The 25,725-nt window shown below is 64.3% G+C and carries 27 protein-coding genes; 7 read left to right on the top strand and 20 right to left on the bottom strand.

Annotated features, from left to right (window positions below; all coding sequences use genetic code 11):
• Window positions 1-7 precede the first annotated feature (7 nt).
• The 3 genes from ACIBJI_RS17950 to ACIBJI_RS17940 are packed head-to-tail and all read right to left on the bottom strand — an operon-like array spanning window position 8 to window position 3,488.
• Entirely contained in the window at window positions 8-1,300 is a 1,293-nt protein-coding gene (locus ACIBJI_RS17950) for a glycoside hydrolase family 130 protein (RefSeq protein WP_364355394.1), read from the bottom strand.
• Window positions 1,300-2,310, bottom strand: coding sequence for a glycosyltransferase (locus ACIBJI_RS17945; RefSeq protein ID WP_364355397.1), 1,011 nt, complete (start codon window positions 2,308-2,310; stop codon window positions 1,300-1,302). The genes ACIBJI_RS17950 and ACIBJI_RS17945 overlap by 1 nt, the downstream gene beginning before the upstream one ends.
• Complete coding sequence (locus ACIBJI_RS17940) at window positions 2,307-3,488, bottom strand: glycosyltransferase (RefSeq protein ID WP_364355400.1); 1,182 nt, start codon at window positions 3,486-3,488, stop codon at window positions 2,307-2,309. The genes ACIBJI_RS17945 and ACIBJI_RS17940 overlap by 4 nt, the downstream gene beginning before the upstream one ends.
• Window positions 3,489-3,734: 246 nt before the next feature.
• On the opposite strand from ACIBJI_RS17940, the gene ACIBJI_RS17935 reads away from it, so the two are divergent.
• Window positions 3,735-4,826, top strand: coding sequence for a glycosyltransferase family 4 protein (locus tag ACIBJI_RS17935; RefSeq protein WP_364355403.1), 1,092 nt, complete (start codon window positions 3,735-3,737; stop codon window positions 4,824-4,826).
• A gap of 17 nt (window positions 4,827-4,843) precedes the next feature.
• On the opposite strand, the gene ACIBJI_RS17930 is transcribed toward ACIBJI_RS17935, so the two are convergent.
• Both ACIBJI_RS17930 and ACIBJI_RS17925 read right to left on the bottom strand, forming a co-directional pair.
• Entirely contained in the window at window positions 4,844-5,338 is a 495-nt protein-coding gene (locus tag ACIBJI_RS17930; RefSeq protein WP_364355406.1) for a DUF5994 family protein, read from the bottom strand.
• Window positions 5,335-5,718, bottom strand: a complete 384-nt coding sequence (locus ACIBJI_RS17925; RefSeq protein WP_364355409.1) for a DUF5994 family protein — start codon at window positions 5,716-5,718, stop codon at window positions 5,335-5,337. The genes ACIBJI_RS17930 and ACIBJI_RS17925 overlap by 4 nt, the downstream gene beginning before the upstream one ends.
• Window positions 5,719-6,072: 354 nt before the next feature.
• Here ACIBJI_RS17925 and ACIBJI_RS17920 point away from each other — a divergent pair, with 354 nt between their 5' ends.
• Entirely contained in the window at window positions 6,073-6,801 is a 729-nt protein-coding gene (locus tag ACIBJI_RS17920; protein WP_364355411.1) for a TetR/AcrR family transcriptional regulator C-terminal domain-containing protein, read from the top strand.
• An 11-nt stretch (window positions 6,802-6,812) separates the two neighbouring features.
• On the opposite strand, the gene ACIBJI_RS17915 is transcribed toward ACIBJI_RS17920, so the two are convergent.
• Both ACIBJI_RS17915 and ACIBJI_RS17910 read right to left on the bottom strand, forming a co-directional pair.
• Window positions 6,813-7,226: a DUF5994 family protein gene (locus ACIBJI_RS17915; RefSeq protein ID WP_364355413.1), complete on the bottom strand. Its 414-nt coding sequence runs from the start codon at window positions 7,224-7,226 to the stop codon at window positions 6,813-6,815.
• A complete protein-coding gene (locus ACIBJI_RS17910; RefSeq protein ID WP_364355416.1) occupies window positions 7,192-7,977 on the bottom strand; it encodes a TetR/AcrR family transcriptional regulator C-terminal domain-containing protein in 786 nt (261 codons plus the stop codon). The genes ACIBJI_RS17915 and ACIBJI_RS17910 overlap by 35 nt, the downstream gene beginning before the upstream one ends.
• Window positions 7,978-8,345: 368 nt before the next feature.
• On the opposite strand from ACIBJI_RS17910, the gene ACIBJI_RS17905 reads away from it, so the two are divergent.
• Window positions 8,346-9,572 (top strand): fatty acid desaturase, encoded by a 1,227-nt coding sequence (locus ACIBJI_RS17905; RefSeq protein WP_364355419.1) that lies wholly within the window; start codon window positions 8,346-8,348, stop codon window positions 9,570-9,572.
• A gap of 86 nt (window positions 9,573-9,658) precedes the next feature.
• Window positions 9,659-10,495 (top strand): class I SAM-dependent methyltransferase, encoded by an 837-nt coding sequence (locus ACIBJI_RS17900; RefSeq protein WP_364355422.1) that lies wholly within the window; start codon window positions 9,659-9,661, stop codon window positions 10,493-10,495.
• Between the two features lie 535 nt (window positions 10,496-11,030).
• Here the strand turns inward: ACIBJI_RS17900 and map are convergent.
• From map to rpsH, 9 genes are all read right to left on the bottom strand, one after another.
• Window positions 11,031-11,828, bottom strand: a complete 798-nt coding sequence (gene map / locus ACIBJI_RS17895; RefSeq protein WP_364355425.1) for a type I methionyl aminopeptidase — start codon at window positions 11,826-11,828, stop codon at window positions 11,031-11,033.
• Between the two features lie 6 nt (window positions 11,829-11,834).
• Complete coding sequence (locus ACIBJI_RS17890) at window positions 11,835-12,380, bottom strand: adenylate kinase (protein WP_364355428.1); 546 nt, start codon at window positions 12,378-12,380, stop codon at window positions 11,835-11,837.
• Window positions 12,377-13,699, bottom strand: coding sequence for a preprotein translocase subunit SecY (gene secY, locus ACIBJI_RS17885; RefSeq protein ID WP_364355431.1), 1,323 nt, complete (start codon window positions 13,697-13,699; stop codon window positions 12,377-12,379). Before secY ends, ACIBJI_RS17890 begins: the two co-directional genes overlap by 4 nt.
• 135 nt (window positions 13,700-13,834) lie before the next feature.
• On the bottom strand, window positions 13,835-14,278 hold the full coding sequence (gene rplO, locus ACIBJI_RS17880; protein ID WP_062983140.1) for a 50S ribosomal protein L15: 444 nt from the start codon (window positions 14,276-14,278) through the stop codon (window positions 13,835-13,837).
• Between the two features lies 1 nt (window position 14,279).
• Entirely contained in the window at window positions 14,280-14,459 is a 180-nt protein-coding gene (rpmD, locus tag ACIBJI_RS17875; protein WP_062983142.1) for a 50S ribosomal protein L30, read from the bottom strand.
• The gene (gene rpsE, locus ACIBJI_RS17870; RefSeq protein ID WP_364355436.1) at window positions 14,459-15,124 is read right to left on the bottom strand and encodes a 30S ribosomal protein S5; all 666 of its coding nucleotides are present in this window, start codon (window positions 15,122-15,124) and stop codon (window positions 14,459-14,461) included. Before rpsE ends, rpmD begins: the two co-directional genes overlap by 1 nt.
• Before the next feature lie 31 nt (window positions 15,125-15,155).
• Window positions 15,156-15,563 (bottom strand): 50S ribosomal protein L18, encoded by a 408-nt coding sequence (rplR, locus tag ACIBJI_RS17865; protein WP_364355439.1) that lies wholly within the window; start codon window positions 15,561-15,563, stop codon window positions 15,156-15,158.
• 2 nt (window positions 15,564-15,565) lie between these two features.
• Window positions 15,566-16,105 carry a 50S ribosomal protein L6 gene (gene rplF / locus ACIBJI_RS17860; RefSeq protein WP_364355442.1) on the bottom strand — a complete coding sequence of 180 codons (540 nt, stop codon included), beginning with the start codon at window positions 16,103-16,105 and terminating at the stop codon, window positions 15,566-15,568.
• Window positions 16,106-16,119: 14 nt separating this feature from the next.
• On the bottom strand, window positions 16,120-16,518 hold the full coding sequence (gene rpsH / locus ACIBJI_RS17855; protein ID WP_327095437.1) for a 30S ribosomal protein S8: 399 nt from the start codon (window positions 16,516-16,518) through the stop codon (window positions 16,120-16,122).
• 275 nt (window positions 16,519-16,793) lie between these two features.
• On the opposite strand from rpsH, the gene ACIBJI_RS17850 reads away from it, so the two are divergent.
• Window positions 16,794-19,583 carry an AAA family ATPase gene (locus ACIBJI_RS17850; protein WP_364355445.1) on the top strand — a complete coding sequence of 930 codons (2,790 nt, stop codon included), beginning with the start codon at window positions 16,794-16,796 and terminating at the stop codon, window positions 19,581-19,583.
• Between the two features lie 162 nt (window positions 19,584-19,745).
• Here ACIBJI_RS17850 and ACIBJI_RS17845 read toward each other — a convergent pair whose 3' ends face one another.
• From ACIBJI_RS17845 to rplN, 4 genes are read right to left on the bottom strand one after another with little or no spacing between them, the layout of a single operon-like run.
• Window positions 19,746-19,931, bottom strand: coding sequence for a type Z 30S ribosomal protein S14 (locus ACIBJI_RS17845; RefSeq protein WP_188829844.1), 186 nt, complete (start codon window positions 19,929-19,931; stop codon window positions 19,746-19,748).
• A gap of 2 nt (window positions 19,932-19,933) precedes the next feature.
• On the bottom strand, window positions 19,934-20,497 hold the full coding sequence (rplE, locus tag ACIBJI_RS17840; RefSeq protein ID WP_062983164.1) for a 50S ribosomal protein L5: 564 nt from the start codon (window positions 20,495-20,497) through the stop codon (window positions 19,934-19,936).
• Between the two features lies 1 nt (window position 20,498).
• The gene (gene rplX / locus ACIBJI_RS17835) at window positions 20,499-20,816 is read right to left on the bottom strand and encodes a 50S ribosomal protein L24 (RefSeq protein ID WP_062983172.1); all 318 of its coding nucleotides are present in this window, start codon (window positions 20,814-20,816) and stop codon (window positions 20,499-20,501) included.
• A gap of 1 nt (window position 20,817) precedes the next feature.
• Complete coding sequence (gene rplN / locus ACIBJI_RS17830; RefSeq protein ID WP_040686591.1) at window positions 20,818-21,186, bottom strand: 50S ribosomal protein L14; 369 nt, start codon at window positions 21,184-21,186, stop codon at window positions 20,818-20,820.
• A gap of 346 nt (window positions 21,187-21,532) precedes the next feature.
• On the opposite strand from rplN, the gene ACIBJI_RS17825 reads away from it, so the two are divergent.
• Both ACIBJI_RS17825 and ACIBJI_RS17820 read left to right on the top strand, forming a co-directional pair.
• Window positions 21,533-23,578 carry a M13 family metallopeptidase gene (locus ACIBJI_RS17825; RefSeq protein WP_397084925.1) on the top strand — a complete coding sequence of 682 codons (2,046 nt, stop codon included), beginning with the start codon at window positions 21,533-21,535 and terminating at the stop codon, window positions 23,576-23,578.
• A gap of 98 nt (window positions 23,579-23,676) precedes the next feature.
• The gene (locus tag ACIBJI_RS17820) at window positions 23,677-25,713 is read left to right on the top strand and encodes a M13 family metallopeptidase (protein WP_364355455.1); all 2,037 of its coding nucleotides are present in this window, start codon (window positions 23,677-23,679) and stop codon (window positions 25,711-25,713) included.
• Window positions 25,714-25,725 lie beyond the last annotated feature (12 nt).

Genomic DNA, 25,725 nt, shown 5'->3' with positions numbered 1-25,725 from the left:
GCCGGGTCTAAGCGATGAGCTGTCGGCGCAGGGCGGACAAGTCGACGAATGCGAACCTGATGGCGCGGTCGCCGCAGCCATAGGGCAGGACCAGGGTGTTCCGGTGGACGAGCGCGCCGCATGAGTACACCACGTTGGGCACGTAGCCGTCGCGTTCGTCTTCGTTCGCGGTCAGCAGCGGCTCGCGGAGTGCGCCGATGAGTCGAGTCGGGTCGTCGAGATCGAGCAGAATCGCGCCGATGCCGTACGTGCGCATCGGACCGACGCCGTGGGTCAACACCAGCCAGCCGTCGGGTGTCTCGATCGGTGGACCGCAGTTGCCGAGTTGGATCAGCTCCCAGGGGTGCGTTGGCCGATAGACGGTGACCGGCGCACGCCACACCCGGGTGTCGGAAGAGCTGACCACACTGATGTTTTCCCGGTCCCACCGCGAGAGCATCAGGTAGCGGTTGTCGACACGTCGTGGAAACAGTGCCATCCCTTTGTCTTCAGCGCCGGACCCGGCCAGCCGAGTGCTGACGAAAGTGCCGAAATCGTTGGTGCGCAACAGCCGTGGCGCGATGCGGGCGCCGTCGAAGGCGGTGTAGGTGCCGTAGTAGGTGACAGTCCCATCCGGCTCGATGAACCGGGTCAGCCTCGCGTCCTCGATGCCGCGGCTCTCGTCGGGGCTCTCGGGAAGCAGCACCCGCGCCGATAGCGGAGCATCGGCGGGGAAGTTCACGGTGTAGTCGCCTGCCGCCGAGGCGGCGACCCGGCCGGTGTCCAGAAAGGGCGAAGGCTTGTCGAAGCGAACCGAATCGTGTTGTGCGACTGTGCCGGTCCGGAATTCGATGCTCGAAAGGTGCCCCTCGCCCAGCGCACGTACGCTCATGACGAACCGCAGCTCGCCCGCCGCCAGGCCGGATTGGTCCGGGTGCGCGACCATCGACGGATTGAACAGCGCCGCGGCTTCGACCGCGTACTCCTGGGTGAAGTACGCGCCGATGAGCTGCCTGCGCGCGGTTGTCAGGGTCCCCCGCCGTGGCAGCAGATGTTCGACGAGCGCCGCATGCGTGGCGAATGTCGCGTCGATATCGCGGTGGCGGTCGCCGAACCGACGGCGCACGGAAGCCAGGCTGGCCAGCAGGTCCGCATCGGTGAGTGCAAGCACGCGGTCGATGATGGCCTCGGCGCGTGAAATCCCTTGTCCGAGAATCTCTTGGCCGGGCAGAAATAGCCTCGCCGATACCCTGCGGGCATCCGGCACCAGCACCACGGCACTGCGCCGGACGAGATCGGCGGGATTGGTGGAGTCGGCCACTACCCGGCCAGCGTGAGTCGGCGCGCCTGTTGCTGCGTGGAGATCAGCGCGAGCGTCGACTCGGCGCCCTGGTTCTCGTTTCGGCCGGTGTGCTCGAGTCCGTCGCAGCAGCCCCCGCTGACCGGGTCGATCAGGGGAGTGTCGACGTCGTTCGTGCCGCGGAACCACGCCTCACACAGCAGTACCGCATCCTTCCATCGCTGGTCGCCGGTTTCGTCGTAGGCGCGGGCGCAGGCGTCCGCCAGGGTCGCCACCTCGATGGGTTGCTGGTCGAAGCCGGGCCGGGTTTCGCCGGTCGCCCAGCCGTCGACGGGGGTGACCGATAAGTGATCACCCGAGGTTTCGATCTCGAGTAACCAGCGCAGCATCGCGAGTCCATCGGCAAAGACGCGGCCCTGTCCGGGCAGCAGCGTGCCGACCGCGAGCAGCGCTTCGGCCAGCACCGCGTTGGCATAGTGCAATCGCGGCTCGGGCCAGCGCCAGTCGAGACGGCGGGTCGGCGGGCCGATCCGGGCGGCCGCGTCGGCGAGTAGTTCGCGCGCTTCTGTGTTCCCCGGCTGGACACGCAGCACCTCGGCGGCGCCGAGAGCGGCGAAGGCCATTGCCCGGGGAAATGGGGACCGCCGGTGCGCCCCGAGGGTGAAGTGCGCCAACGCGATCTGCGCCAAGTCGGGTTGGCGGGCGACGACGGAGCCGAGAGCCCACAGGGCACGGCCCCAGTGATCTTCGAGGCTCGGTTCGTCCTGCCAACTCCGGTCCGTGCCCCGACGATTGTGGCAGCTTCCGTCCTCGTTCAGGGCCGCGATAATGAAGTCCAGATACACGCCGGTGTTTTCGAGTAGTCGTTCGGTCGGCTCGGGCTCACGAACGGCCACCACGAGTGCGCGCGCGACATCGTCGACACAGTAACCATTCTCGATGCGGGGCGTGGTGAACTTCGAGTGTTCGAAGATGCCGCACTCGTCGCTGAGTCGGTAGAGGTGCGCGTAGGAGATGCTGATGGTATTCATGCCGTGGCCAGCTTCGTATCGGCTCGCAGCGTTTCCGCGGCAAGGTCACGATACTTTCGGCCTACCGACGTCCAAAACAGTTCGGGCGCGATGCGTTCGGCTTCGGCGCCCATTCTCGCGGCGAGGCCGGGTTCGGTGATCACGCGGCGCAGCGCGGTGGCGATATCGGTCGGTGATTCTCGATCGACAAGCAGGCCCGCGCCGCTCGACAGCAGTTCTTCAGCATGCGGGAAGGCGGTCGATATCACCGGTTTGCCCGCCGCGACCGCCTCGATCAGCACGCCGGATGTCACCTGCTCACGCGAATCGTAGGGCAGCAGAACCACATCGGCCTGTCTGATGAGCCGGTACAGCTCGATGTTGGACAGGTAGCGGGCGTCGAAGTGCACGGCGTTGGCGACGCCGCGGCGCTGGGCGCGCTCGACGAGGCCGGTGCGATAGGACTCACCCTGGCGCGCAAGCACTCTCGGATGTGTCTGTCCCACCACCCGATACTGTGCGGCCGGGCGCAAGTCGGCGAGGTGGGCCATCGCGTCGATGCCCCATTCGATGCCTTTACCCGCACCGAGTAGTCCCCAGGTCAGGATTACCGGCGTGCGGGAGATCGGCTGGTGTTGGTCGCCGGGCTGTCCGGAGCGATTGTCGGTGGCACCGTGCGGAATTACCCGAACCTTGGCCGGGTCGACCGCATAGTGGTCGATGAGTCGTCGGCGAGCCGTGTTCGTCATGGTGACGACGACCGCGCAATTGCGAGCGAGCTGCTCGAGGATCATCCGTTGCTGTGGTGTCGGGGTGACCAGCACTGTATGCAGCACGACAATGGCCGGAACCCGAAGGGCACGAACGATTTCGAGGATATCGACGCCGTCTCGCCCACTGTAGATGCCGTATTCGTGCTGGATGATCGCGATATCGAAGCGGTTGAGTGCGATGGCCGCGGCGGCGGCACCGCGGTGGTCGCTGCGCTCCCACTGATGTGCCACCTCAGGGGCCGGTGCCGGATCCGGACTGTCGACCACGGCGACAATGCCGACGGTTGGACAGCGCCCGAAATCGACCGACACGAAACCGATTTCGCCCGGCGCGGTCAACGCATCGACCAGTGCACCGGTGAAGGTCGCCAGCCCGCACTGGGTCGGTGAATAGGTACTCAGAACGCCATAGGACCGAACCGACACTGCGCCAGCCTTTCTGATTCGAGGCAGCGCCGACGGTGCCGCTGTCTGCAGCCACTCAATTGGCTGATCGTGTTGCGCTGAAGCGCTTGAGAATCCGCTCCGGGAAAAAGACACGGAGGGATCGGCAACCAGGTCTCGATGATAACACCCGGATCGGCGAAAATTAGTGTGATATGATCGCCGCATCATGTTCGCCCACATCTGGGGCGACTCTCGGCGGTCTTGCCGCCAGTAACCGAGGATTATATGAGAATCGGCGTTATCGCGTCGGTCGCACACCGTACACCTCCGAAAAACTATGGCCCGTGGGAGCAAATTGCCTCGACGCTGGCCGAGGGGTTTGTCGCGCGTGGGCACGATGTCACACTGTTCGCAACGGCGGACTCCGCGACCTCGGCACGGCTGGTCTCCGCCGTACCGTCGGGATACGAGGAGACGGTCGATGCGGATGCGAAAGTCTTCGAAGCGCTGCATAATTCGGCGGCATTCGCGCGGGCCGGGGAATTCGACATACTCGCCAACCATTTCGACTTCATGCCGCTGACTTACAGCAGGCTGGTATCCACACCGATGGTGACGACGATTCACGGCTTCGCCTCGCCGAAAATCGTTCCGGTTTATCGAGAATTCGGTGACATCGCCCACTTTGTGGCGATCACCGATGCCGATCGCGACCCGGATCTGCGCTATGCCGCGACTATTCATCATGGTATCGATCTCACTCAGTTCACATTTCGGCCGGAGCACGGCGAATATTTGCTCTTTCTGGGCAGAATTCATCCGGATAAAGGGACGCACCTGGCGATCGAGGTGGCGCGGCAGGCCGGACTGCCATTGAAGATCGCAGGTGTGATCCAAGACGAGGAATACTTCCGCTCGGCGGTCGAACCGCACCTCACCGGCACCGATGTGACCTACCTCGGTCCGGTCGGTCCGGCAGAGCGGGACGCGCTACTCGGGGGTGCCCGCGCACTACTGCATTTGATCGGTTTCGCCGAGCCGTTCGGTTTGTCGGTCGTGGAAGCCATGGCCACCGGGACACCGGTCATCGCAACACCATTGGGCTCGATGCCGGAGATAGTCCGCCACGGTCGCACCGGATTCCTCGTCGCCGATGTCGCGGGTGCGGTCGCGGCCGTATCGGATATCGGCCGGCTCGACCGTTCCGCCTGCCGGGACGACGTCTTCGAACGGTTCACAGCTGATCGCATGATCGATGCCTACCTAGCTCTATTCGAGCGGGTCGTGCGAGATTGCGGACATCGCAACGAATCCGCCGAGCCGGTACCGCAACAGGCCATCGGCTCGCCTGGACTGTTCTCACACGCCGGACTGTAATCGACAGTGCCCCAGTGCTATTGGGTCTCAGACCGGGTGCCGAGGTGGTGCGGCGTCTCGGTTCGTGACGCCGACCGCATCAGACTGTTCGCTTGATCGGGCGGGGTGTCGGCGGGGATAACCAGCAGGGCCAGATGAGTTCCGCCGACGCCTGCCAGATGCATGACATCCTGTGATTGGGCAGCGCCCGGCCCGTAGAGTCGGATGCCGTCGTCGTGGTCGATACGGCGTTGGGCGAGACTGACCGCGTTCCAGGCGAAGCCGATTCGCACGGTCGAGCCGAGGCGTGGGGTGAGGACGCTGATCAGATCGTGCAGTTCGGCGGTGAGGTTAGCCGTCCACGGCCACCATGCACCGTCGACCTGTCCCGAACGGGAGCCGCTTGTGCGCAGTAGCAGGCGTGGCGTGCGGGTGGGTGTCCGGAACGGTTGCAGGTTGCGTAGCGGCGGGCCGATGTTTCCGGTCATGTCCCGGTGATTGGTTATCGGGCGGTGCGCCTTGATGTGAGTCATGATCTGGTCTCGATTCCACTGGCGGCCAGGGTCGCCGGTTCGGGTTTGACGGCAGCCATCAGGGCCGCATGCGCGGTGTCCTCGGCGGTGGCCGACGGGATTACGCGGAGCACGATCAAGCCGCTGTCGCGGCCGAAGACGAACATCGTGTTCCACCGCTCGAAGCGATAGGGATCGAGCCGGACCGTGCGGTTGTCGACGGTCATTTGCTGGGGTGCGCGTGACCAGCACGCGGGGTCGTAGACGACCCGCCAGACCGGTCCGAGCCCCACCGATAGGACCGCCAGCAGATCTGGCAGTTCGGCGGTGAGTTCGCCGGATCGGGGCCACCAGGCGCCATCGATATATCCGTCGCGTTCGGTCTTCGGCTTCAGTCTCAATCGAGGCGTGTACTCCGGCGGGACGCGATGTCGAGCGGCCGGTGAGCGGATCTTTTTCGGTGACATGATGGTGCTCCTGTTTTCGGCTGTAGTGCCCGTCGATTGATGGGTATCGCGGGAATGCGCGACGGTGCCCGCGTGCCGTCTGGACGGTCAGTAGCAGTGGCGGCGACCGCGGATGGGTGGCCGCTGGTGCCCGCGAGCATGAGCACCAATCCGGTGACGACGACGATGACGCAGATCCTCAGATCTGTTGATGCTTCCAGTAGACGCCGGTTATGCCGTAATGTCAACGCTGTAGGTCTACGATACTGACCTACAGCGAAGATGCTGAGGACTGGAGAATGCTTCGAAATGACCGAACCACCGACCGCTCACACGAACTCCCGATCCGGGCGGCCCGCCCCGGCCACCGCAGGACGGAGCCGCGGTCCGGTGACCAGGGCGACGGTGCTGCACGCGGCGCTCGAGATCGTCGATCGGGACGGGGTCGACGGGCTCTCGATGCGGCGGCTGGCCGAGGCGGTAGGCCGGGATCCGATGGTGGTCTACCGGCATGTGGCCAATAAAGCCGCGGTGCTCGACGGCGTCGCCGAGGTCGTCTTCGCGCAGTTGTCGGTCGATGCCTTCGCCGCGGACTGGGCCGCTCAATTGCGAGTGGTCGCACGCGATTTCCGACGCTTGGCACTGGCCCACCCGAAGGCGGTACCACTGCTGGTGACCCGGCCGTTGGCGACTCCGTTGGGGCTGCGCCCCCAGGCGGTGGTCCGTCCGCTCGAGGACATCCTCGCGCTGCTCACTCGCGCCGGGTTTTCCGGTGCGGATGCCCTGCACATCTACCGTGCACTGTTCGGCTTTCTCTACGGTCACGTGCTCAACGAGTTGCAGGAGATCGTGGAGCATCCCGAGGAAACCGACGAGGTGCTGCGCCTCGGGCTGCATCGGCTGCCCATCGCGAAATTCCCATTGCTGCGCGAGCTCGCCCCGGTGCTGGCGGCCTATGACGGCGCCACCGAACTCGAACGAGGTCTCGATATTCTGCTCACCGGACTCGCGGCGACGCTGCCGGGCCACCGGCAATGATCGTTGGCCACTCAGGCCCCCGCCCCGCCTTCGGAGTCCCAACGTTGCTGTGCCGCAATCGTTTCAATGTCAGCAGGGGTAACCACCGCTAGCGTGAGCTGAGCACCACTGACGCCGAGAATACTGAGCGTATGCCGGGCCTTGTGCCGGTAGCCGTCGAGCCGCACCAGGCGCCCGCCACTGGCGAGTTTCCTTGGTGCTGCGGCCCATTCGTCGAGGTGATAGATCACTCGATGGATCGGGCCGAGTCGGGTCGCAACCGCGGTGAGCAGTTCCGGCAGTTCGGCCACCAGGTCATTGCCGCGCGGACGCCACACTCCGTCGACCGAACCGGTTGCGTCCATTGTGAATTCGAGTTCCTGTCGCAGCGGACGAGGATTCGGCGGGTGTCTACCCGATTCGGTTCGGGTCAATTGGTGCGTCATGGTCGACGCTCCTCTCTCGGCCGCGTGGCGACCGGGTCATGGTGGCGGCGAGGCCGGTGAGCAGAATGTCCAGGCCCTGTTCGAGTTCGGCGACGCCGTCGTAGGCGGCCAAGTCGGTGGCGAGGCTGCGCAGCAGTGGGAATTCGCCGATCGGCAGGCGGTACAAGCCCAGGCGCAGCAGGTCGGTTGTCTCTTCGGGGCGTTCGACGAGTTCCTGTCGCTCATTGAGAATGTGGCCGTAGAGAAAGCCGAACAGCGCACGATAGATGTGCAGCGCATCGGTGCCGGTGAATTCGGCGCGGGTGAGCAGCATGAGGATGTCCTCGAGCGGACGCAGTGTGCCTGCCGGTCGGCGCCCGAGCGGGGTGGCCAGCGGGTGAGTTACCAGCAACGGAACGACATTCGGGTGCTCGACCGCTAGACGGCGGAAGTTCCGCGCGATACTGCGCAGTTGGTGGCGCCAGTCGCGGTCGGTGGTGTCGACGGTCAGCTGCTCGAAAACGATCTCGGCGACACCGTCGAGGAGCGCCGCCTTATTCGCGGCATGCCGGTAGAGCACCATGGGGTCCCGGCCGAGGGCTGCGCCGAGACGTCGCATAGATAGCCGGTCGACGCTATCGCGGTCGATGATCTCGAGCGCGGCCGCCAGCATCACGGCCCTGGTCAATGGCGGATTCCCCCCGTTGGCGCGGTGCGCGCGACCTTCCGGATTCTTGGGGGAACCGATGGGTCCTTCCCTGATTCCGTTCATCCCATTCAGCACCTCTCGATAAACAGCACAACTGTTAACGATGTAAGCCTACGCCGTAGACAGCCGGCGTAGATAGGGCCTAAGCTGTGGATATACCGAATCGTATAGCGGCTGGTCAGCCGGTTTGGGCTGTCCGAGACCGACACCGCGCAATCCCGAGACAGGAACATTGCGATGACGATCGTAGACAAGATCGCGCAGCGGGTTCGGGTGGTTCGCGCAAGCTTGCGGAAGCTGTTCGCCAGACCGAACGAAGACAGTCGGCGTCGAACCGATATTGGTGGCAAACCTCCCCACGGCATGGTCGACCGCTTCTCGAATTCGCTGAGAGACATGTTCAAACGCTGACCGAATCAGGGGCATGACGAATGGCAATCACACAGGTCGCTGCCTACGCGCATCTGAGCGCGGCCGATATCGAGGCATTCGGCGATGAGCTGGATGCGATTCGCCGCGATATCACCGATCAGCGCGGTGCGCGGGACGCCGCCTACATCCGCCGCACGATCGTCTTCCAGCGTGCACTCGACGCCGCGTCGCGACTGATCATCGGTCTCAGTCGCAAGCGAACCGGTTGGATCCTCGGGACTGCCGGTTTGGCTGTAGCGAAGAGCATCGAGAACATGGAGATCGGCCACAATGTCTGCCACGGCCAATGGGATTGGATGAACGACCCGGAAATCCATTCCAGCAGTTGGGAATGGGATATGGCGGGGCTGTCATCGCAATGGCGTTATTCGCACAACTATCGCCATCACGTCTTCACGAATGTGCTCGGCATGGACGAGGACATCGGATTCGGTGTCATACGCGTGACCCGCGATGACCGTTGGCGCCCAGGGAATCTGCTGCAGCCGTTGCTGAACCTGGTGCTGGCGGCCGGCTTCGAGTGGGGTATCGCGCTGCACGGTCTCGACTCCGAACGCCTGCGCGCGGCGACCCCGGCCCAGCAGGCGATGCAGACAAGAGCGCTCCTCGGCAAGATCGCCAGGCAAGCCGGCAAGGACTACCTGGTGTTCCCCGCGTTCAGCGGGCGACACTGGCGGCGCACCTTGGCCGCGGACACCAGCGCCAATGTCCTGCGTAACCTATGGGCCTATCTGGTGATCTTCTGCGGGCATTTCCCCGACGGCGCAGAGAAATTCGCGGCGACCGTCCTGGAACACGAGACCAAACCGGAGTGGTATCTGCGCCAGATGCTCGGCACGGCCAATTTCGACGCGGGCCGGGTGCTGGCCTTCCTCAGCGGCAACCTCTGCTACCAGATCGAACACCACCTGTTCCCCGACCTACCGAGCAACCGCTACGCCGAGATCGCCCTGCGCGTGCGGGCACTGTGCGACAAGTACGACCTGCCGTACACCACCGGTCCACTACTGCACCAATATCTGCTGACGCTGCGTACCATCCACAAACTGGCGCTGCCCGACAGCCTCCTGATCGCCACCTCGGACGACGCACCCGAAACCGCATCCGAACATAGGTTCAAGGGCATCGATTCGTCCACAGTCGTCGACACCGACCGGACGCCGGGACGTCGCGGGTTGCGCACGGCGTTGCGACGACTAGCGATCAATCGTGCGCTCGTCCGCTAACTGGCACCCTTGGCTCCCACCAATTTCCCAGCATCCGCGCAGTAAATGGCCCGCGTCGGCGAGGGCGGTCGCGGTACCGTCGTCGCGTGTCGGACTTCGCGCAATCTGCTGACGAAACAACGAATCGGGCCCAACTCCGGGCCGAGCGCGCCTCCTCATTCGGCGCACATGCCGCGGCATATGCGGAGCATCGCCCCGACTATCCCACCGAAAGCATTCGCTGGGCGTTGGGGCCGGTTGACACCAAGACACCGGTCGTCCTCGATTTGGGCGCGGGCACCGGCAAACTCACCGAGGGGCTGCTCGCCGTCGGCGCGGAAGTGATCGCCGTCGAACCCGATGCCGCGATGCGCGCCGAACTGGCCCGTCGCTTTCCCGAGGTGATCGCGTCGGCCGGTGCGGCAGAGGCGATTCCATTAGCCGACGGCTCGGTGGACGCGGTAGTGGCCGGGCAGGCATTCCACTGGTTCGACAAGGAGCGAGCATTTCCGGAGATCGCGCGGGTACTGCGTGAGAACGGAGTCTTCGCCGCGCTGTGGAATGAGGATGACCTCGGCGTCGAATGGGTTGCGGAGTTGCACAAGGTAACTCGGTCGGCCGCGTCCTTACCGCCGCAGGAGCTGCTGCCCGCGCGACTGCCCGAACATCCGTTGTTCGAGAACTTCGAGCGGGCCGACTTTCCACACCGCCAGCGCCGCACCGCCGAATCCCTCACCGCGACAATCGGAACGCATTCGCACACGCTGGTCATCCCCGCACAGGCACGCAACGAGCTGCTCGAACGAATCTCCGACTACCTGCGTGGCAGGCCAGAGACCGCGGCGGGCGAATTCGACCTGCCCATCCGCACCGACGTCATCCGCGCCGTACGCCGCCCGGATACCCAGCACCGCAGCCGAATTGAGCCGGGACGCGTCGTCTAGCGGAAGCCGCTACCTACTCGACACGTCGCGAACCCCGCAGCACCGCCCCTGAGCTGTGCGCAGACCTCTATCGCCGCTCCTGAAGCGCCCATCGAACGACCGCTGTTCGCCGCGGAACTACGCAATCCCACAAGGGAATTCGAGTAGCTACCTACTCGGGTGAGCACCCCTCCGCCGGCCATACGCTTCTTCCATCGCCGGAGTTCAGTACGAATCGGAGGAGAAATAATCGCCACAGTGGTTGCGGTCGAGTCCCCAGGATGACCCCCGAAGTGCGGTAAGACGCACGAGCGCGGGTGCAAGGAACGACGTCACCGATCCAGCGCGAGCTGGGTAATGTCAGGTCATGCGGCGGACGCATTGTGTCCGAAGCCGTTGAGTACCAGACATTTACGACCTGCGGGCGTCGGTGCGACTCGGTTCCTCGCCGCGCCACGTCACCGATCTCGGTGTGTCGGACAGGTGACCGCTCCGCGACACGTCAAAGCTTCATACCACCAACGCTACCGGGGCAGGAATGTGCGGTATACCGCTCTTAGTCCGGACGCACCGTAAGAATCCGCGGCCCATCCTCGGTAACCGCAACCGAATGTTCCCAGTGCGCGGCCCGACTACCGTCCAGCGTCACCACGGTCCAGTCGTCGTCGAGCACCTTCGTCTGCGTAGTGCCCAACGTCAGCATCGGCTCGATCGCGAGCACCGATCCGACAACGAGTTTCGGCCCCTTACCCGGCGCACCCTCGTTGGCCAGGAACGGATCCATATGCATCTCCCGGCCGATGGCGTGCCCACCGTAACCGTCGACGATGCCGTAGGCCCGGCCGTGCTGCTTTTCGGCCGCGCGCGTCCCCATCTCGATGGCATGGGAGACATCGGTCAACCGATTGCCGGGCAGCATGGCCGCGATCCCCGCCTCCATCGACATCTTGGTGGCATCGCTGAGCAGCTGATCGGCCTCGATGATCGTGCCGACACCGAAGGTCCAGGCCGAATCACCGTGCCAGCCTTCGAGAATCGCGCCGCAGTCGATCGAGACCAGATCACCTTCGCTCAGAATTTCCGACGATGTCGGAATCCCATGCACCACACGGTCGTTCACCGATGCGCAGATCGAACCCGGAAAGCCGTGATAACCCTTGAACGATGGCACAGCGCCCGCATCGCGGATCACCTGCTCGGCGATCTCGTCCAGCTCCAGCGTGGAAACACCGGGCTCGGCCGCCTTGCGCACCGCGACGAGCGCGCGGCCGACAATCGCGCCAGCCGCCGCCATCGCATCCAGTTCGCCTGCCGTCCGGAACGGCACGACCTTCTTCTTGCGGTTGAAGACCATCCGGCCTCAGTGTCCCAGGGCGCGCAGTGCGCGTGCGTTGACCTCGTCGATCTCACCGACACCGTCGACCGAGACGACCAGACCGTCATAATGCTCCAGCAGCGGCTCGGTCTCCTCGCGGTACACCCGGAGCCGGTTGCGGATCACATCCTCGTTGTCGTCCTTGCGACCGCGTGCCATCATCCGGGCGACCACGGTGTCCTCGGGCACGACGAAACAGAGCACCGCGTCGAGCTTCTTATCCATATCCGCGAGGATCTTCTCCAGCGCGTCGGCCTGATCGACAGTGCGCGGGTAGCCGTCCAGCACAAAGCCGTTCGCGGCATCCGGCTCGGCGACCCGAGCCTCGACCATGCGGTTGGTCACATCGCTCGGCACCAGATCGCCCGCGTCGATGTACTTCTGCGCCTCCCGACCCAGCGGCGTCTGGGCGGAGATATTGGTGCGGAACAGGTCCCCGGTGGAGATGTGCGGGACGCCCAGCTTGTCCGACAGGAGATCGGCCTGGGTACCCTTGCCGGCTCCCGGCGGTCCGAGCAGTACAAGTCTCACTTGAGGAACCCTTCGTAATTTCGATTCATCAGCTGGCTTTCGATCTGCTTCACGGTGTCCAAGCCGACACTCACCATGATCAGCACCGAGGTGCCACCGAACGGAAGGTTCTGGGTGCCACCGGACGCGCCGATATCGAGGAAAAGGTTCGGCAGGACGGCTACGAGACCGAGGTAGATCGAGCCGGGGAGGGTGATGCGGCTCAATACGAAATTGAGGTAGTCGGCGGTGGGCCGACCGGGACGATATCCCGGAATGAACCCACCGAACTTCTTCATCTCGTCCGCGCGTTCCTCCGGGTTGAAGGTGATCGCGACATAGAAGTAGGTGAAAAACACGATCAAACCGAAGTAGATCGCGATGTAAACGGGGTTGCCCGGGTTCACCAGGTATTTCTGGATGATCTCCTGCCACCAACTCTTATCGGTGGCGGCCTTCGAGGAGGTCAGTTGCGCGACCAGGTTCGGCAGGTACAACAGTGAGGACGCGAAGATCACCGGAATGACACCGGCCTGGTTGACCTTCAGCGGCAGATAGGTCGAGGAACCGCCGTACATCTTGCGGCCGACCACACGCTTGGCGTACTGCACCGGAATTCGGCGCTGGCCCTGCTCGACGAAGATGACCGCGGTGACAATGGCGAACGCGGCGACACAGACCAGACCGAAGACCAGTCCACCGCGGTTCTGCAGAATGTTGTTGCCCTCGTTCGGGATGCGTGCGGCGATACCACCGAAGATCAGCAGTGACATGCCGTTGCCGATGCCGCGCTCGGTGATCTGCTCGCCGAACCACATGACCAGTGCGGCACCGGCGGTCATCACCAGCACGATGATCACCATGCCGAAGATGCTGGTGTCGGCCAGGATGTCCTTCTGGCAGCCTTGCAGTAGCTGGCCGCGGGCCGCAAGCGCGACCAGACCGGTGGCCTGCAGGATCGCCAGCGCGATCGAGAGGTAGCGGGTGTACTGCGTCATCTTGTTCTGGCCCGATTGGCCTTCTTTGCGCAGTTCCTCGAAGCGCGGGATGACGACGGTGAGCAGCTGGATGATGATGCTCGCGGTGATGTAGGGCATGATGCCGATCGCGAAGACCGACAACTGCAGCAGCGCACCACCGGAGAACAGGTTGATCAACTGATAGATACCGGCGGAATCACCGCCGGAGACCAGGTCTATACATTCCTGGACGCTCTTGTAATCGACACCGGGGGACGGCAGCGACGCACCCAAGCGGTACAGCGCGATCAACCCCAGCGTGAAGAGAATCTTCCGCCGTAAGTCCGGAGTCCGGAAGGCCGATACGAAGGCGGAAAGCACAGATCCTCCTGGCGAACGACATGGTCATGCCATGGAAATAACCCATGACGAGGCTTTGGCAGACAACAATTGAACTCTAACAGTGGCACCGGACGAGCCTTCACTCGTCCGGTGCCACTTAGTGTCAGAGTACCGTCAGCCCAGCTCGGTGACAGTGCCACCGGCCGCGGTGATCTTCTCCTTGGCGGCGCCGGTCACCTTGTCGACGGTCACCTGGACCGCGACGCCGATCTCGCCATCGCCGAGAACCTTGACCAGCTGGTTCTTGCGAACCGCGCCGGCAGCCACCAGCTCCGCCTTGCCGACCGCGCCGCCCTCGGGGAACAGCTTGGCGATCGAGCCGACATTCACGACCTGGTATTCCACGCGGAACCGGTTCGTGAAGCCCTTGAGCTTGGGCAGCCGCATGTGAATCGGCATCTGCCCACCCTCGAAGGCGGCCGGGACGTTCTTGCGAGCCTTGGTGCCCTTGGTACCGCGGCCCGCGGTCTTGCCCTTGGAGCCCTCACCGCGACCCACGCGGGTCTTCTCGGTCTTGGCGCCGGGAGCCGGACGCAGGTGATGCAACTTGATGGTCATGTCAGACCTCCTCAACTGTTACGAGGTGGCGCACGACGTTGATCAGCCCACGGTTCTGAGGGTTGTCCTCACGAACCACGGTCTGGCGGATCTTGCGCAGGCCGAGCGTACGAAGGCTCTCCCGCTGGTTCGCCTTGGCGCCGATCGACGACTTGATCTGAGTAACTTTGAGATCTGCCATTACCTGCCACCTCCCGCTGCCTGAGCGCGTGCGCGCAGCATGCCCGCGGGGGCAACATCCTCGAGGGGCAGACCACGACGGGCCGCGACCTCTTCCGGACGCTGCAGCATCTTGAGTGCCGCAACCGTCGCGTGCACGACGTTGATGGCGTTGTCGCTACCCAGCGACTTCGCCAGAATGTCATGGATACCAGCGCATTCCAGCACCGCACGCGCCGCACCACCGGCGATCACACCGGTACCGGGCGAGGCCGGACGCAGCATGACCACACCGGCCGCCGCCTCACCCTGCACCGGGTGGGTGATGGTCGAGCCGATCATCGGAACGCGGAAGAAGCCCTTGCGAGCCTCCTCGACACCCTTCTGGATGGCCGCGGGAACTTCCTTGGCCTTGCCGTAGCCGACGCCGACCAGACCGTTGCCGTCACCGACGATCACCAGGGCGGTGAAGCTGAAGCGACGACCACCCTTCACGACCTTGGAGACGCGGTTGATCGCGACGACGCGCTCGAGCTGGTTCTTGTCGGCCTGCTGGTCACGACGGTCACCACCGCCACGACGATCGCGGCCACCGCCGCGGCCGTCCCGGCTGTCGCCGCCACCGGCGGCACCGTTCTGCTGTCCGGCGGGTCCGTTGCCGCCGTCACGCCTCTGACGTCCCGGCATCAGACGTTCCTTCCGTAATTGTTTGCAGTCATCAGAACTTCAACCCACCTTCGCGAGCGGCATCGGCGAGCGCCGCGATGCGGCCGTGGTAGTCGTGACCACCACGGTCGAACACGACGGCCTCGATGCCCGCGGCCTTGGCACGCTCGGCGATCAACTGACCGACCTTCTTGCCCTTGGCCGACTTGTCGCCATCCAGTGCGCGCACATCGGCCTCGATCGAGGACGCGGCGGCAATGGTCTTGCCGTTCGAGTCGTCGATGAGCTGTGCGTGCAGGTGACGCGAGGAGCGGTTGACCACCAGACGCGGACGCACGGTGGTGCCGACGACCTTCTTGCGCAGACGGAAGTGACGGCGGGTCTTCGACAGACGACGCGTCGTCGACACGTCCTTGCCACGCGGAATGCGCTTGGCCTTCTGATTTTCGGTTTGCGCCATGATCACTTACCCGTCTTTCCGACCTTGCGGCGAACGACCTCGCCGGCGTAGCGGATGCCCTTGCCCTTGTAGGGATCGGGCTTACGCAGTCCGTGGATGACAGCGGAGATCTGGCCGACCTTCTGCTTGTCGATACCGGACACGGAGAACTTGGTGGGCGATTCCACCGCGAAGGTGATGCCCTCCGGGGCCTCGATCGGCACCGGGTGCGAGTAGCCGAGGGCGAACTCCAGATTGGAGCCCTTGGCCGCCACACGGTAACCGACGCCGAAGATTTCCATCTTCTTCTCGTAACCCTTGGTGACGCCCTCGATCATGTTGGCGACCAGGGTGCGGGTCAGGCCGTGTAGCGAGCGGTTCTGGCGCTGGTCATCCGGGCGGACAACCTCGAGCTGGCCGTCCTCACCCTTGGTGACGGTGATCGGCTCGGCGACAACGTGGGTCAGGGTGCCCTTGGGACCCTTCACCGCCACGCTCTGGCCGTCGATGGCGACCTCGACACCGGCAGGAATGGCGATGGGCTTCTTACCAATACGCGACATTTGTCCTACCTCCCTTACCAGACGTAGGCGAGGACTTCGCCGCCCACGCCCTGCTTGGCCGCCTGACGATCGGTGAGCAGACCGGTCGACGTGGAGATGATCGCCACGCCGAGGCCGCCCAGGACCTTGGGCAGGTTGGTGGACTTCGCGTACACACGCAGACCCGGCTTCGACACGCGGCGCAGACCCTGCAGGCTGCGCTCACGGCTCTGGCCGTACTTGAGGTCGACGACCAGGGTCTTACCCACGGGCGCGTCCTCGGTCCGGTAGTCGGCGATGTAACCCTCGCGCTTGAGAATCTCGGCGATATTCGCCTTGAGCTTCGAGTGCGGAGCCTTCACCTGATCGTGGTACGCCGAGTTGGCGTTGCGCAGACGCGTCAGGAAGTCTGCGATCGGATCAGTCATGGTCATAGTTCGACCTTGACACCTTTCTCGCTACGGTTCCCATACAACACCGGCGTACACATCGGCACGCCAGCCGTGGGCCTATAGCAATTCGGCGGTCCGGCCGACACTTGCCGACCGGATTGAGTTCTCATATGAGCTCTCGGTGCGCGGGCCGTCCACACGTCGATGCAGCATCGCATCAAGGACATGTGGACACAGAAGTGCCCAAGCAACCGGTCTAGTGTAGGCAAGGTCGCTACCAGGACAAAATCCGGGTCCGGCCCCTTACACTCACCCGCGTGCAGGAATCCCTCGCGACCGCGTTCGTGGGTCGCGAAGCCGAAATGGCAACTCTAGCGACACTCGGACGGCGCGTGGTCGCCGGTAACGGGTGCGTCGTTTTGATCGAGGGCGAGCCGGGAATCGGCAAATCGGCACTGCTGGAAGCGGCGCGAAATCCATTGGCGGCAGCAGGCCTTCATATCCGTATCGGTGCTGCCGAGGAGTTGCGTCAGGGCGTGCCGTTCGCCGCGGCGTGCTCATGGCTGGACGACACCGGCACCACCGCCCCGATCGACGCGCTGCGCAGCGGAAATCGCGCGGGCGATGTGGCGGCCACCCATGAACTCGCCATTGCCGAGGCGATCGTGGACCAGATCGACACCTGGTGCGCGGCGGGCCCGACTGCGCTGGTCATGGACGATGTGCACTGGGCGGATCGGTCGAGCCTGACCCTGCTGCACCGACTCTGCGCGCTCGTCGACGAGCTGCCGCTGCTGCTGGTGCTCGCGGCCCGGCCGCTGCCGCGCGATCCGGACTTCGCCGCACTATCGGCCGAACTCATGGCACGGCACGCCTCGGTGCTGCGGCTCGGCGCTCTACCCGCCACGGATGCCGCGCAACTGGTACGCCATCTGGTCGGTGCCGAACCGGGACCTCGGTTGCTGGAAAAGGTGGCCGAGGCCAGTGGGAATCCGCTGCATGTCACGGAATTGGTGGCCGCTTTGGTGCGAGACGGGGCGATCAAGGTGTTCGCCGACACAGCCGATCCCGCAAGCGCTGTCGTCGCGAACACGTCCGCGTCCTTGGCCGAAGCGATTACGCAGCGACTGGACTTCCTATCCCGTCCGACCCGGGATGTGCTGCCGATGGCCGCGGCCCTCGGTCCGACCATTGATGTCGCGGACCTGGCGGTGGTGTTGAAGATCCCAATCCTGGATGCCTGGAGCGCCGTGACGGAAGCGCTGGATGGCGGGCTGCTCGTCCGCGTCGACTCCGAGTTGGCGTTTCGACACGATCTGATCCGGCATGCGCTGGCGGATCGGCTGCCTGCTTCATTGCGGTCGGACCTGCTCCAGCAAGCCGGACAAGCGCTCCAGTCGACCGATGCGCCGATCGAGCGGGTTGCCTATTACTTATCGGTCGCCGACCGCGAATTGGACCGGGCCAGCATCGGTTGGCTGATCGGTATCGCCGACAAGCTGATCGTTCGCGCGCCCGAACTGGCGAAGCAATTGTTGAGCCGGGTTGCCGCGACGCCGGATCTCGATCCGGCAATGCGTTCAGTATTGATCCGCCTGAGAATTCACGCCTTGCTCTGGGAGGGGAGCGTCGCCGAGGCCGAATCGGTGGTGCGTGAGGCGCTGCTCACCCAACCGCAGGACGGCGACGATATCGAACTGCGCTGGCTGCTCGCCCAGATCTATCAAGCCCAGGCCCGATTGGCCGATGCGGTCGCAGTGGCCGAGGAGGTGCTGTCCACCAGGCAGCTCGACGCCGAGAACGCCGCCCGGTTTCTCGGCATGTCCGGACTCGGCAATTTCTTCCTCGAGCGGTTCGCTGCGGCCGAGCAGGCCGGTCGGCAGGCCGTGGCGCTGGGCGAGAGCACCGGGAACCCGCTGGCCACCGGATACGGACTCACGGCGGTGGGCGGGGTGCGCTATACCCAGGGCCATCTCGATGAGGCGCTGGATCTGAGCGCGCGTATCCCGGCCCTCTTCGAAGACGGGACCGGGCCCGACCAATTCGATCCATACGCGCTCTACGCCCACTGCTTGATCGAACTCGATCGGCTGGGCGACGCCGAGGAGATACTGAAAACGGCCATCGGTCGCAACCGCCGATTCCGCGGCGTCTATCTGACCTCGAACCTGGTCGCCAAGGCGCGGATGTATCTGGTGGGCGGGCGCTGGGACGATGCGCTGGCCGAATGCGCGGCGAGTATGCAGACGCCCGATGTGCTCGGATATCCGACGGTCGCGCACACCGTCGCGACGCTCATCGGAATTCGCCGCGGCACCTTCCTGCCGGACCCCGACGGCCTGCCCGCACCGGACAATCGCCCGGCCAATATCGGATACGCGCATTTCCATCCGTGGGTCAAGGCGTTGACTGCCGAGGCGCGCGGCCGCCCCGACCTGGCACTGCGACTACTCGTCGAAACGCACAACCGACTCGCCGACGGATTGGCCTCCGCCACACTGCATTACATCTTCCCGGATATCGCGCGCTTGGCCGCGGAGACCGGTGACGCGCACGCGGCCCGATCGGTGGCGGCGAGCGCCGATCTGCTGCTGAGCCGACAGTCGACCGCATCACGAACCGGAACGGCCCTGCTGTGCCGCGGCCTCGCGGACTCCGATCCTGAGCGTCTCCTCGCCGCAGCGAGCGCCTTTCAACAATCGGGCCGCCCACTGTTCGAGGCTCAAGCGCACGAAAACGCCGCCGTCCTACTGGCCGCAGCAGGGCGCGGACCCGAGTCCCGCACCGCCCTGGACGCGGCGGTCGAACTGTATTCCGGCCTAGGCGCATCCTGGGACTCCGCTCGCGCGGTGGCCCGGGTGCGACCATACGGAATCCGCCGCGGCGCCCGCGGCCCACGCAACCGCCCTAAATCTGGTTGGGCCGCCCTCACCGACACTGAACGCAAAGTCGCCGCACAGGTGTCCGAGGGCCTGTCCAATGCGGATATCGCCGCCCAAATGTACCTGTCCCGCCGGACAATCCAGTCCCATGTGTCGAACATCCTGGCCAAACTCGACCTCCGCTCACGCCGCGAAATAACCACCGCCACGCCGCACGCTCGCTGAATCCGGTTCGGTCGCCGGCTCGACAAATCGCCGCATACTTTCCAAGCCCGCCGTACCTGGACGCTCGGTGAGAGCACAAAGGAAACAGCCGAAGGCACGGACTCGGGTGAGTCCGTGCCTTCGGTTGGTATTCAGTGTTGGGCGCTCACGAGGAGCGCGGCCTCACCAGGAGCTCTTGTGCACGCCCGGGAGCTCGCCGCGGTGCGCCATTTCGCGCAGGCACACGCGGCAAAGGCCGAACTTGCGGTACACCGCGTGCGGGCGACCGCAGCGCTGGCAGCGGGTGTAGGCGCGAACGCCGAACTTCGGCTTGGCCTCGGCCTTGATTCGCAGTGCTTTCTTGGCCATCGTCAGTTCTCCTTGAACGGGAAGCCGAGGTGCTTGAGCAGGGCACGGCCTTCTTCGTTGTTGGTCGCGGTGGTCACCACGGTGATATCCATACCGCGCGGGCGGTCGATGGAGTCCACGTCGATCTCGTGGAACATCGACTGCTCGCTCAGGCCGAACGTGTAGTTGCCGTTGCCGTCGAACTGCTTCGGCGACAGACCGCGGAAGTCGCGGATACGCGGCAGCGCGATGGAGACCAGGCGGTCCAGGAACTCCCACATGCGGTCGCCGCGCAGGGTGACCTTCGCGCCGATCGGCATGCCCTCACGCAGCTTGAACTGCGCGATCGACTTGGTGGCCTTGCGGATCTCGGGCTTCTGACCGGTGATCAGTTCCAGATCCCGGACCGCACCGTTGATGAGCTTGGCGTCGCGCGCGGCGTCACCGACACCCATGTTCACGACGACCTTGACCACGCCCGGAATCTGCATCACGTTGGCGTAGTTGAACTCGCTGTTCAGCGCGTCCTTGATCTCGGCACGGTAGCGCGCCTTCAGACGGGGCTGAGTCTTTTCGGAGGTGGTCATGTCAGATGTCCTTCCCGTTCTTACGGGAGATCCGGACCCGCTTGCCGCTCTCCTCGTCCGTCCGGTAGCCGACGCGGGTCGGCTTGCCGTCGGAGTCGACGACCATCACGTTGGACACGTGGATCGGAGCTTCCTGGGTCACGATGCCGCCCGAGGAGGCACCACGCTGGTTGGTGGAGTTGGCAACGTGCTTCTTGATGCGGTTCACGCCCTCGACCAGGACCCGGTTCTCCTTCGGGTAGGCCTGGATGACCTTGCCCTTGGCGCCCTTGTCCTTACCCGAGATGACCAGCACCGTGTCGCCCTTGTGCACCTTCATGTCAGAGCACCTCCGGAGCCAGCGAAACGATCTTCATGAACTTCTTCTCGCGCAGCTCGCGGCCGACCGGGCCGAAGATACGAGTGCCACGCGGGTCGTTGTCCGCCTTGATCAGCACGGCCGCGTTCTCGTCGAACTTGATGTACGAACCGTCCGGGCGACGACGCTCCTTGACGGTGCGCACGACGACGGCCTTGACGACCTCGCCCTTCTTGACGTTGCCGCCGGGGACAGCGTCCTTGACGGTGGCGACGATGATGTCGCCGATGCCGGCATAGCGACGCGACGAACCACCGAGAACGCGGATGCAGAGGATTTCCTTCGCACCCGTGTTGTCGGCGACGCGCAGTCGCGACTCCTGCTGAATCACTTCAGCCTCCTTGACCTGGATGTATACGCACGCCGGATTGCCGACCCGACGGGCATGGTCGTGTCACCACCCGAACGCGCGCCTGCCAGCGGTTTTCTCGATCGGATGGATCAACCACTGGGGGTTCGCGGCCGGATTGCGGGCACAGCTCCCGCAGGCAACCGGTTCAGTGTAGGTGAATGCCAGGTCGGACCCAAATCAGGGTCCCGCGAGCGCAGCCTGAACTTCCGCTGTGAAACCCGCGCGGATAAGTGCTCGCGGGCTGTCCCGTTACTACCCTCGAGACGAGCAAGATCACCAGATGAACTTTGCACATTCCGCATCTCGCTGAATATGGGGGTCCCTTTTGAGTTCGTCCGCGCGTTCCGCCCGGCTCGGTCGTCGCACCTTCCTGGTCGCGCTGGGGGTGATTCCGACCACCACGGCGCTGGTCTCCTGCGCCCGGGAGCAGTCGGTGCAGCTCACCGGGGCCGATATGCGGGGCGAGGACCCGGCGGTTCGCCCGCAGGACGATCTTTTCCGATTCGTCAACGGCGGCTGGCTGCGCGATTATCAGCTGCCGCCGGATAAGCCGTCCTACACCACCTTCGACGAAGTCGGCGACCGGGTGGAACAGCAGCTGCGCGAGATCATCGATGGCATCCACGAGCCGACGGCCGGGACCGCCGAGCAGCAGATCCGCGATCTCTACGACGCCCGCGTCGATCTGGCCGAAATCGAGCGGCTCGGCGTGACCCCGCTGGCGGATCTGTTCGCGGCGATCGACGGCGCGGCGACCAAACCGGATCTTGCGAAGGTGATGGGCGGGCTGCCGATAGGCGGGCTCATGGGTTTGTCCGTCGGGGTCGATGAGAAGAACTCGGCCGAATACATCGCGAACATCGCCCAGTCCGGTATCGACCCGAATATGGGCGAGAAGTATTACCGCAAGCCCGAATACGCCGAGCAGCGTGCTGCCTATCAAACCTATCTGCAACGAGTCGCTGCGAGCGCGGGCTTTCCCGATCCGGCGGGCACCGCCCAGCGGGTATTCGAGCTGGAGACGAAGATCGCCGCCGGTTACTGGGACGATGTTCGGCTGCGCAATCCCGATGCTGTCTATAACCCGATGAGCTGGGCCCAATTGACCGCGCTCGCACCGCAATTCGATTGGGAGCCGTGGCTGGCGGGCAATACCGACCGACCGCGCGCACTGTTCGATCGCCTGGTAGTCGGTCAGCCGTCGTTCGTGACGACGACCGGAAAGCTCTGGGCCGAGGTCGATATCGCGGCCTGGCGGGAGTATCTGCGCATGGCGGTGGTCAAACAGTTCGCGGCACTGCTACCCAAGGCCATTGCCGATGCCGAATTCGATTTCGTCGGCAAGGTGCTGCAAGGGTCGCAGGAGCGTCCGGAACTGTGGAAGGACGGCATCGCCACCGTGAATGAGAACCTGAGCCAGCAGCTCGGGAAACTCTATGTGCGCAAATACTTTCCGCCCACGGCCAAAGAGCGCGCTCTGGCGATGGTCGCCGATCTCATATCCGCCTACCGGGCCGACTTCACCGATTCGACCTGGATGTCGCCACCGACCAGACAGGCCGCCATCGCGAAACTCGACAAGATCGTCACCAAGATCGGCTATCCGGACAACTGGATCGACTACTCGGGATTGACGATCACGCGCGGCAAGTTGATCGAATCCGTCCGCGCCGCACAGCGTTTCGAAACCAAGCGCGGTTTCGCGCGCCTGGGCACCCCGGTCGACAAGTCCGAATGGCGAATGCCGCCGCAGCTCGTGAATGCCATGTACAACCCGAATGCCAATTCGATCACGTTTCCGGCCGCTATTCTGCAGCCGCCATTCTTCGACTCGGATGCTGCGACCGCGGTCAATTACGGCGCGATCGGAGCGGTTATCGGTCATGAGATCGGACACGGGTTCGACGATCAGGGTTCACGCTACGACGGTGACGGCAATCTGCGCGACTGGTGGACCCCTGAGGACCGGGCCGCATTCGATGCCAAGACCGAGCAGCTCATCGAGCAGTACAACGCGCTGGTCCCGACGGGTCTCGACCCGAGCAGGCACGTCGACGGCGCGCTCACGGTCGGGGAGAATCTCGCGGATCTGCGCGGTCTCGGTATCGCCCTGGCCGCCCTCGGCATCGCCGATAAACGCGACGGCAAGGGCAACCCGGACAACCGCACGCTGTTCTTGTCATGGGCCCGGATCTGGCGGGAGAAATCGACGAAGCAGCATATGGAATTGCGACTGGCCATGGATCCACACGCACCCAACGAGTTCCGTTGCAACCAGGTGGTCCGCAATATCGACGAGTTCTACACCACCTTCGCCGTCGAACCGAGCGACAAGCTGTACCTGGCCCAGGACCAGCGAGTCTCGCTCTGATCCGACGGGCTGGCAACGCCGGAGGCGGGTAGCCTCGGGCCAGCACTATCGCGCCTGACGAGGATGCGGCCGGGACCGCATCGGGAGAGGAAATCCTCGTGACATCAACCGGTCGTCTCGGTCGAATGGACCGTCGTGCCTTCCTGGTCGCGCTCGGGGTGGTGCCCGCGGCCGTCGCTCTCGTCTCCTGCTCGAAGGATGAGCAGCCGGTGCGGCTCACCGGGGTCGATATGGGCGGCGCGGACGAGCCGATCCGTCCGCAGGACGATCTGTACCGGCATGTCAACGGCAAGTGGCTGCGGGAGTACCAGCTGCCGCCGGATAAGGCCGCGGTCGGCGCGATCAGCGATGCGAGCGACCGGACACTGGATCAGCTGCGCGAGATCATCGAGGGCATCAAGGATCCGAAGCCGGGTTCGGAGGCGCAGCAGATTCGCGATCTCTACGACGCGCGCCTGGATGAGGCCGCCTTCGAAACGCTCGGCCTGACACCGCTGACCGATCTGTTCGCCAAGATCGACGGCGCGGCGACCAAACCGGATCTGGCCAAGGTGATGGCGGAGCTGCCGATCGCCGGGCTGATCGGCATCGGAGTCGGCATCGATCGCAAGGACTCCAACGCCTACATCCCCACCGTCAGTCAGTCGGGTATCACGCTGAGCGAGCAGTACTACCGCAAGCCGGAATACGCCAAACAGCTCGCGGGCTACAAGACCTACCTCGAGAAGATGTCCGCGGGCGCGGGCCTCGCCGATCCGGCGGGGATCGCGCAGCGCATGCTCGATCTGGAGACCAAGATCGCGGCGGCGCATTGGGACAGCGTGCGCAATCGCAATACCGATGCCACCTACAACGTGATGAGCTGGCATGATCTGGTCGCGCTTGGACCGCAATTCGATTGGGATCCGTGGATGGCGGGCAATACCGATCGGCCGCGCTCGCTGTTCGACAAGCTCGTGGTGGCGCAGCCGTCGTTCGTGACCGCCGCCGCGCAACTTTGGGCCGACACCGATATCGCGTTGTGGCGAGAGTTCCTGCGGGTCAATGTGATTGCGGAGTACGCCCGATTCCTGCCCAAGGCGATCCGCGACGCGCGGTTCGAATTCGTCGGCAAGGTGCTCAGCGGAATCGAGGAGCGGCCCGAGACCTGGAAGTCCGGTGTCGGGGTCGTCAACGACAATCTCGGTGACCAACTCGGCAAACTGTATGTGGACAAGTACTTTCCGCCGACTGCCAAGGATCGGGCCAAGGAGATGGTGGCCGACCTCATGGCCGCCTACCGGGAGAACTTCACCAATTCGACCTGGATGTCCAAGCCGACCAGGGATGCTTCGATCGTCAAGCTGGACAAGATCGAGGCCAGGATCGGATATCCGGATAAGTGGGACGACTACTCCGCGCTGAAGATCACCAGGGGCAAGCTGATCGAATCCCTGCGCGCCGTCAATGCTTTCGAATCCAAGAAGGCGTTCAACCGGCTCGGCACTCCGGTCGACAAGTCCGAATGGGGTATGTCGCCGCAGACCGTCAATGCCTACTACTCACCCACCAGCAACCAGATCACCTTCCCGGCCGCCTATCTGCAGCCCCCGTTCTTCGACAAGGACGCGACGACCGCGGTCAATTACGGTGCCGTCGGTGCGACCATCGGCCACGAAATCGGCCACGGCTTCGACGACCAGGGCCGCAAATACGACGCCAGCGGTAACCGCAGCGACTGGTGGACGCCCGAAGACTTGGCCGCATTCGAGGCGAAGACCAAACAGCTGATCGACCAATTCGACGTGCTGGTCCCTGAGGGCCTCGATCCCAAATACCACGTCGACGGCGCGCTCACCGTGGGCGAAAACCTCGCCGACCTGCGCGGCCTGCAAATCGCCGTCGAGGCCTACCGCATCGCCGCCAAACGCGAGGGCATCGACCCCGACTACCAGCAGATGTTCTTCTCCCACGCGCGCAGCTGGCGCGAAAAGCAGACCGAGGAATCCACCATCAGCCTGCTCCAGGATGTCCACGCCCCCAACGAATTCCGCTGCAACCAGATCGTGCGCAATATCGCCCAGTTCTACAACACCTTCGCAGTCAAGGAAGGCGACAAACTCTTCCTCCCGGAAAACCAGCGCATCACCCTCTGACAATCGCCTCCC

The sequence above is a fragment of the Nocardia sp. NPDC050408 genome (assembly GCF_044458905.1).
In the GTDB taxonomy this organism is placed as follows: Bacteria; Actinomycetota; Actinomycetes; order Mycobacteriales; family Mycobacteriaceae; genus Nocardia.
The sequence above is the reverse complement of the archived record's forward strand: the minus strand, read 5'-3'. Positions and strand labels throughout refer to the sequence as shown.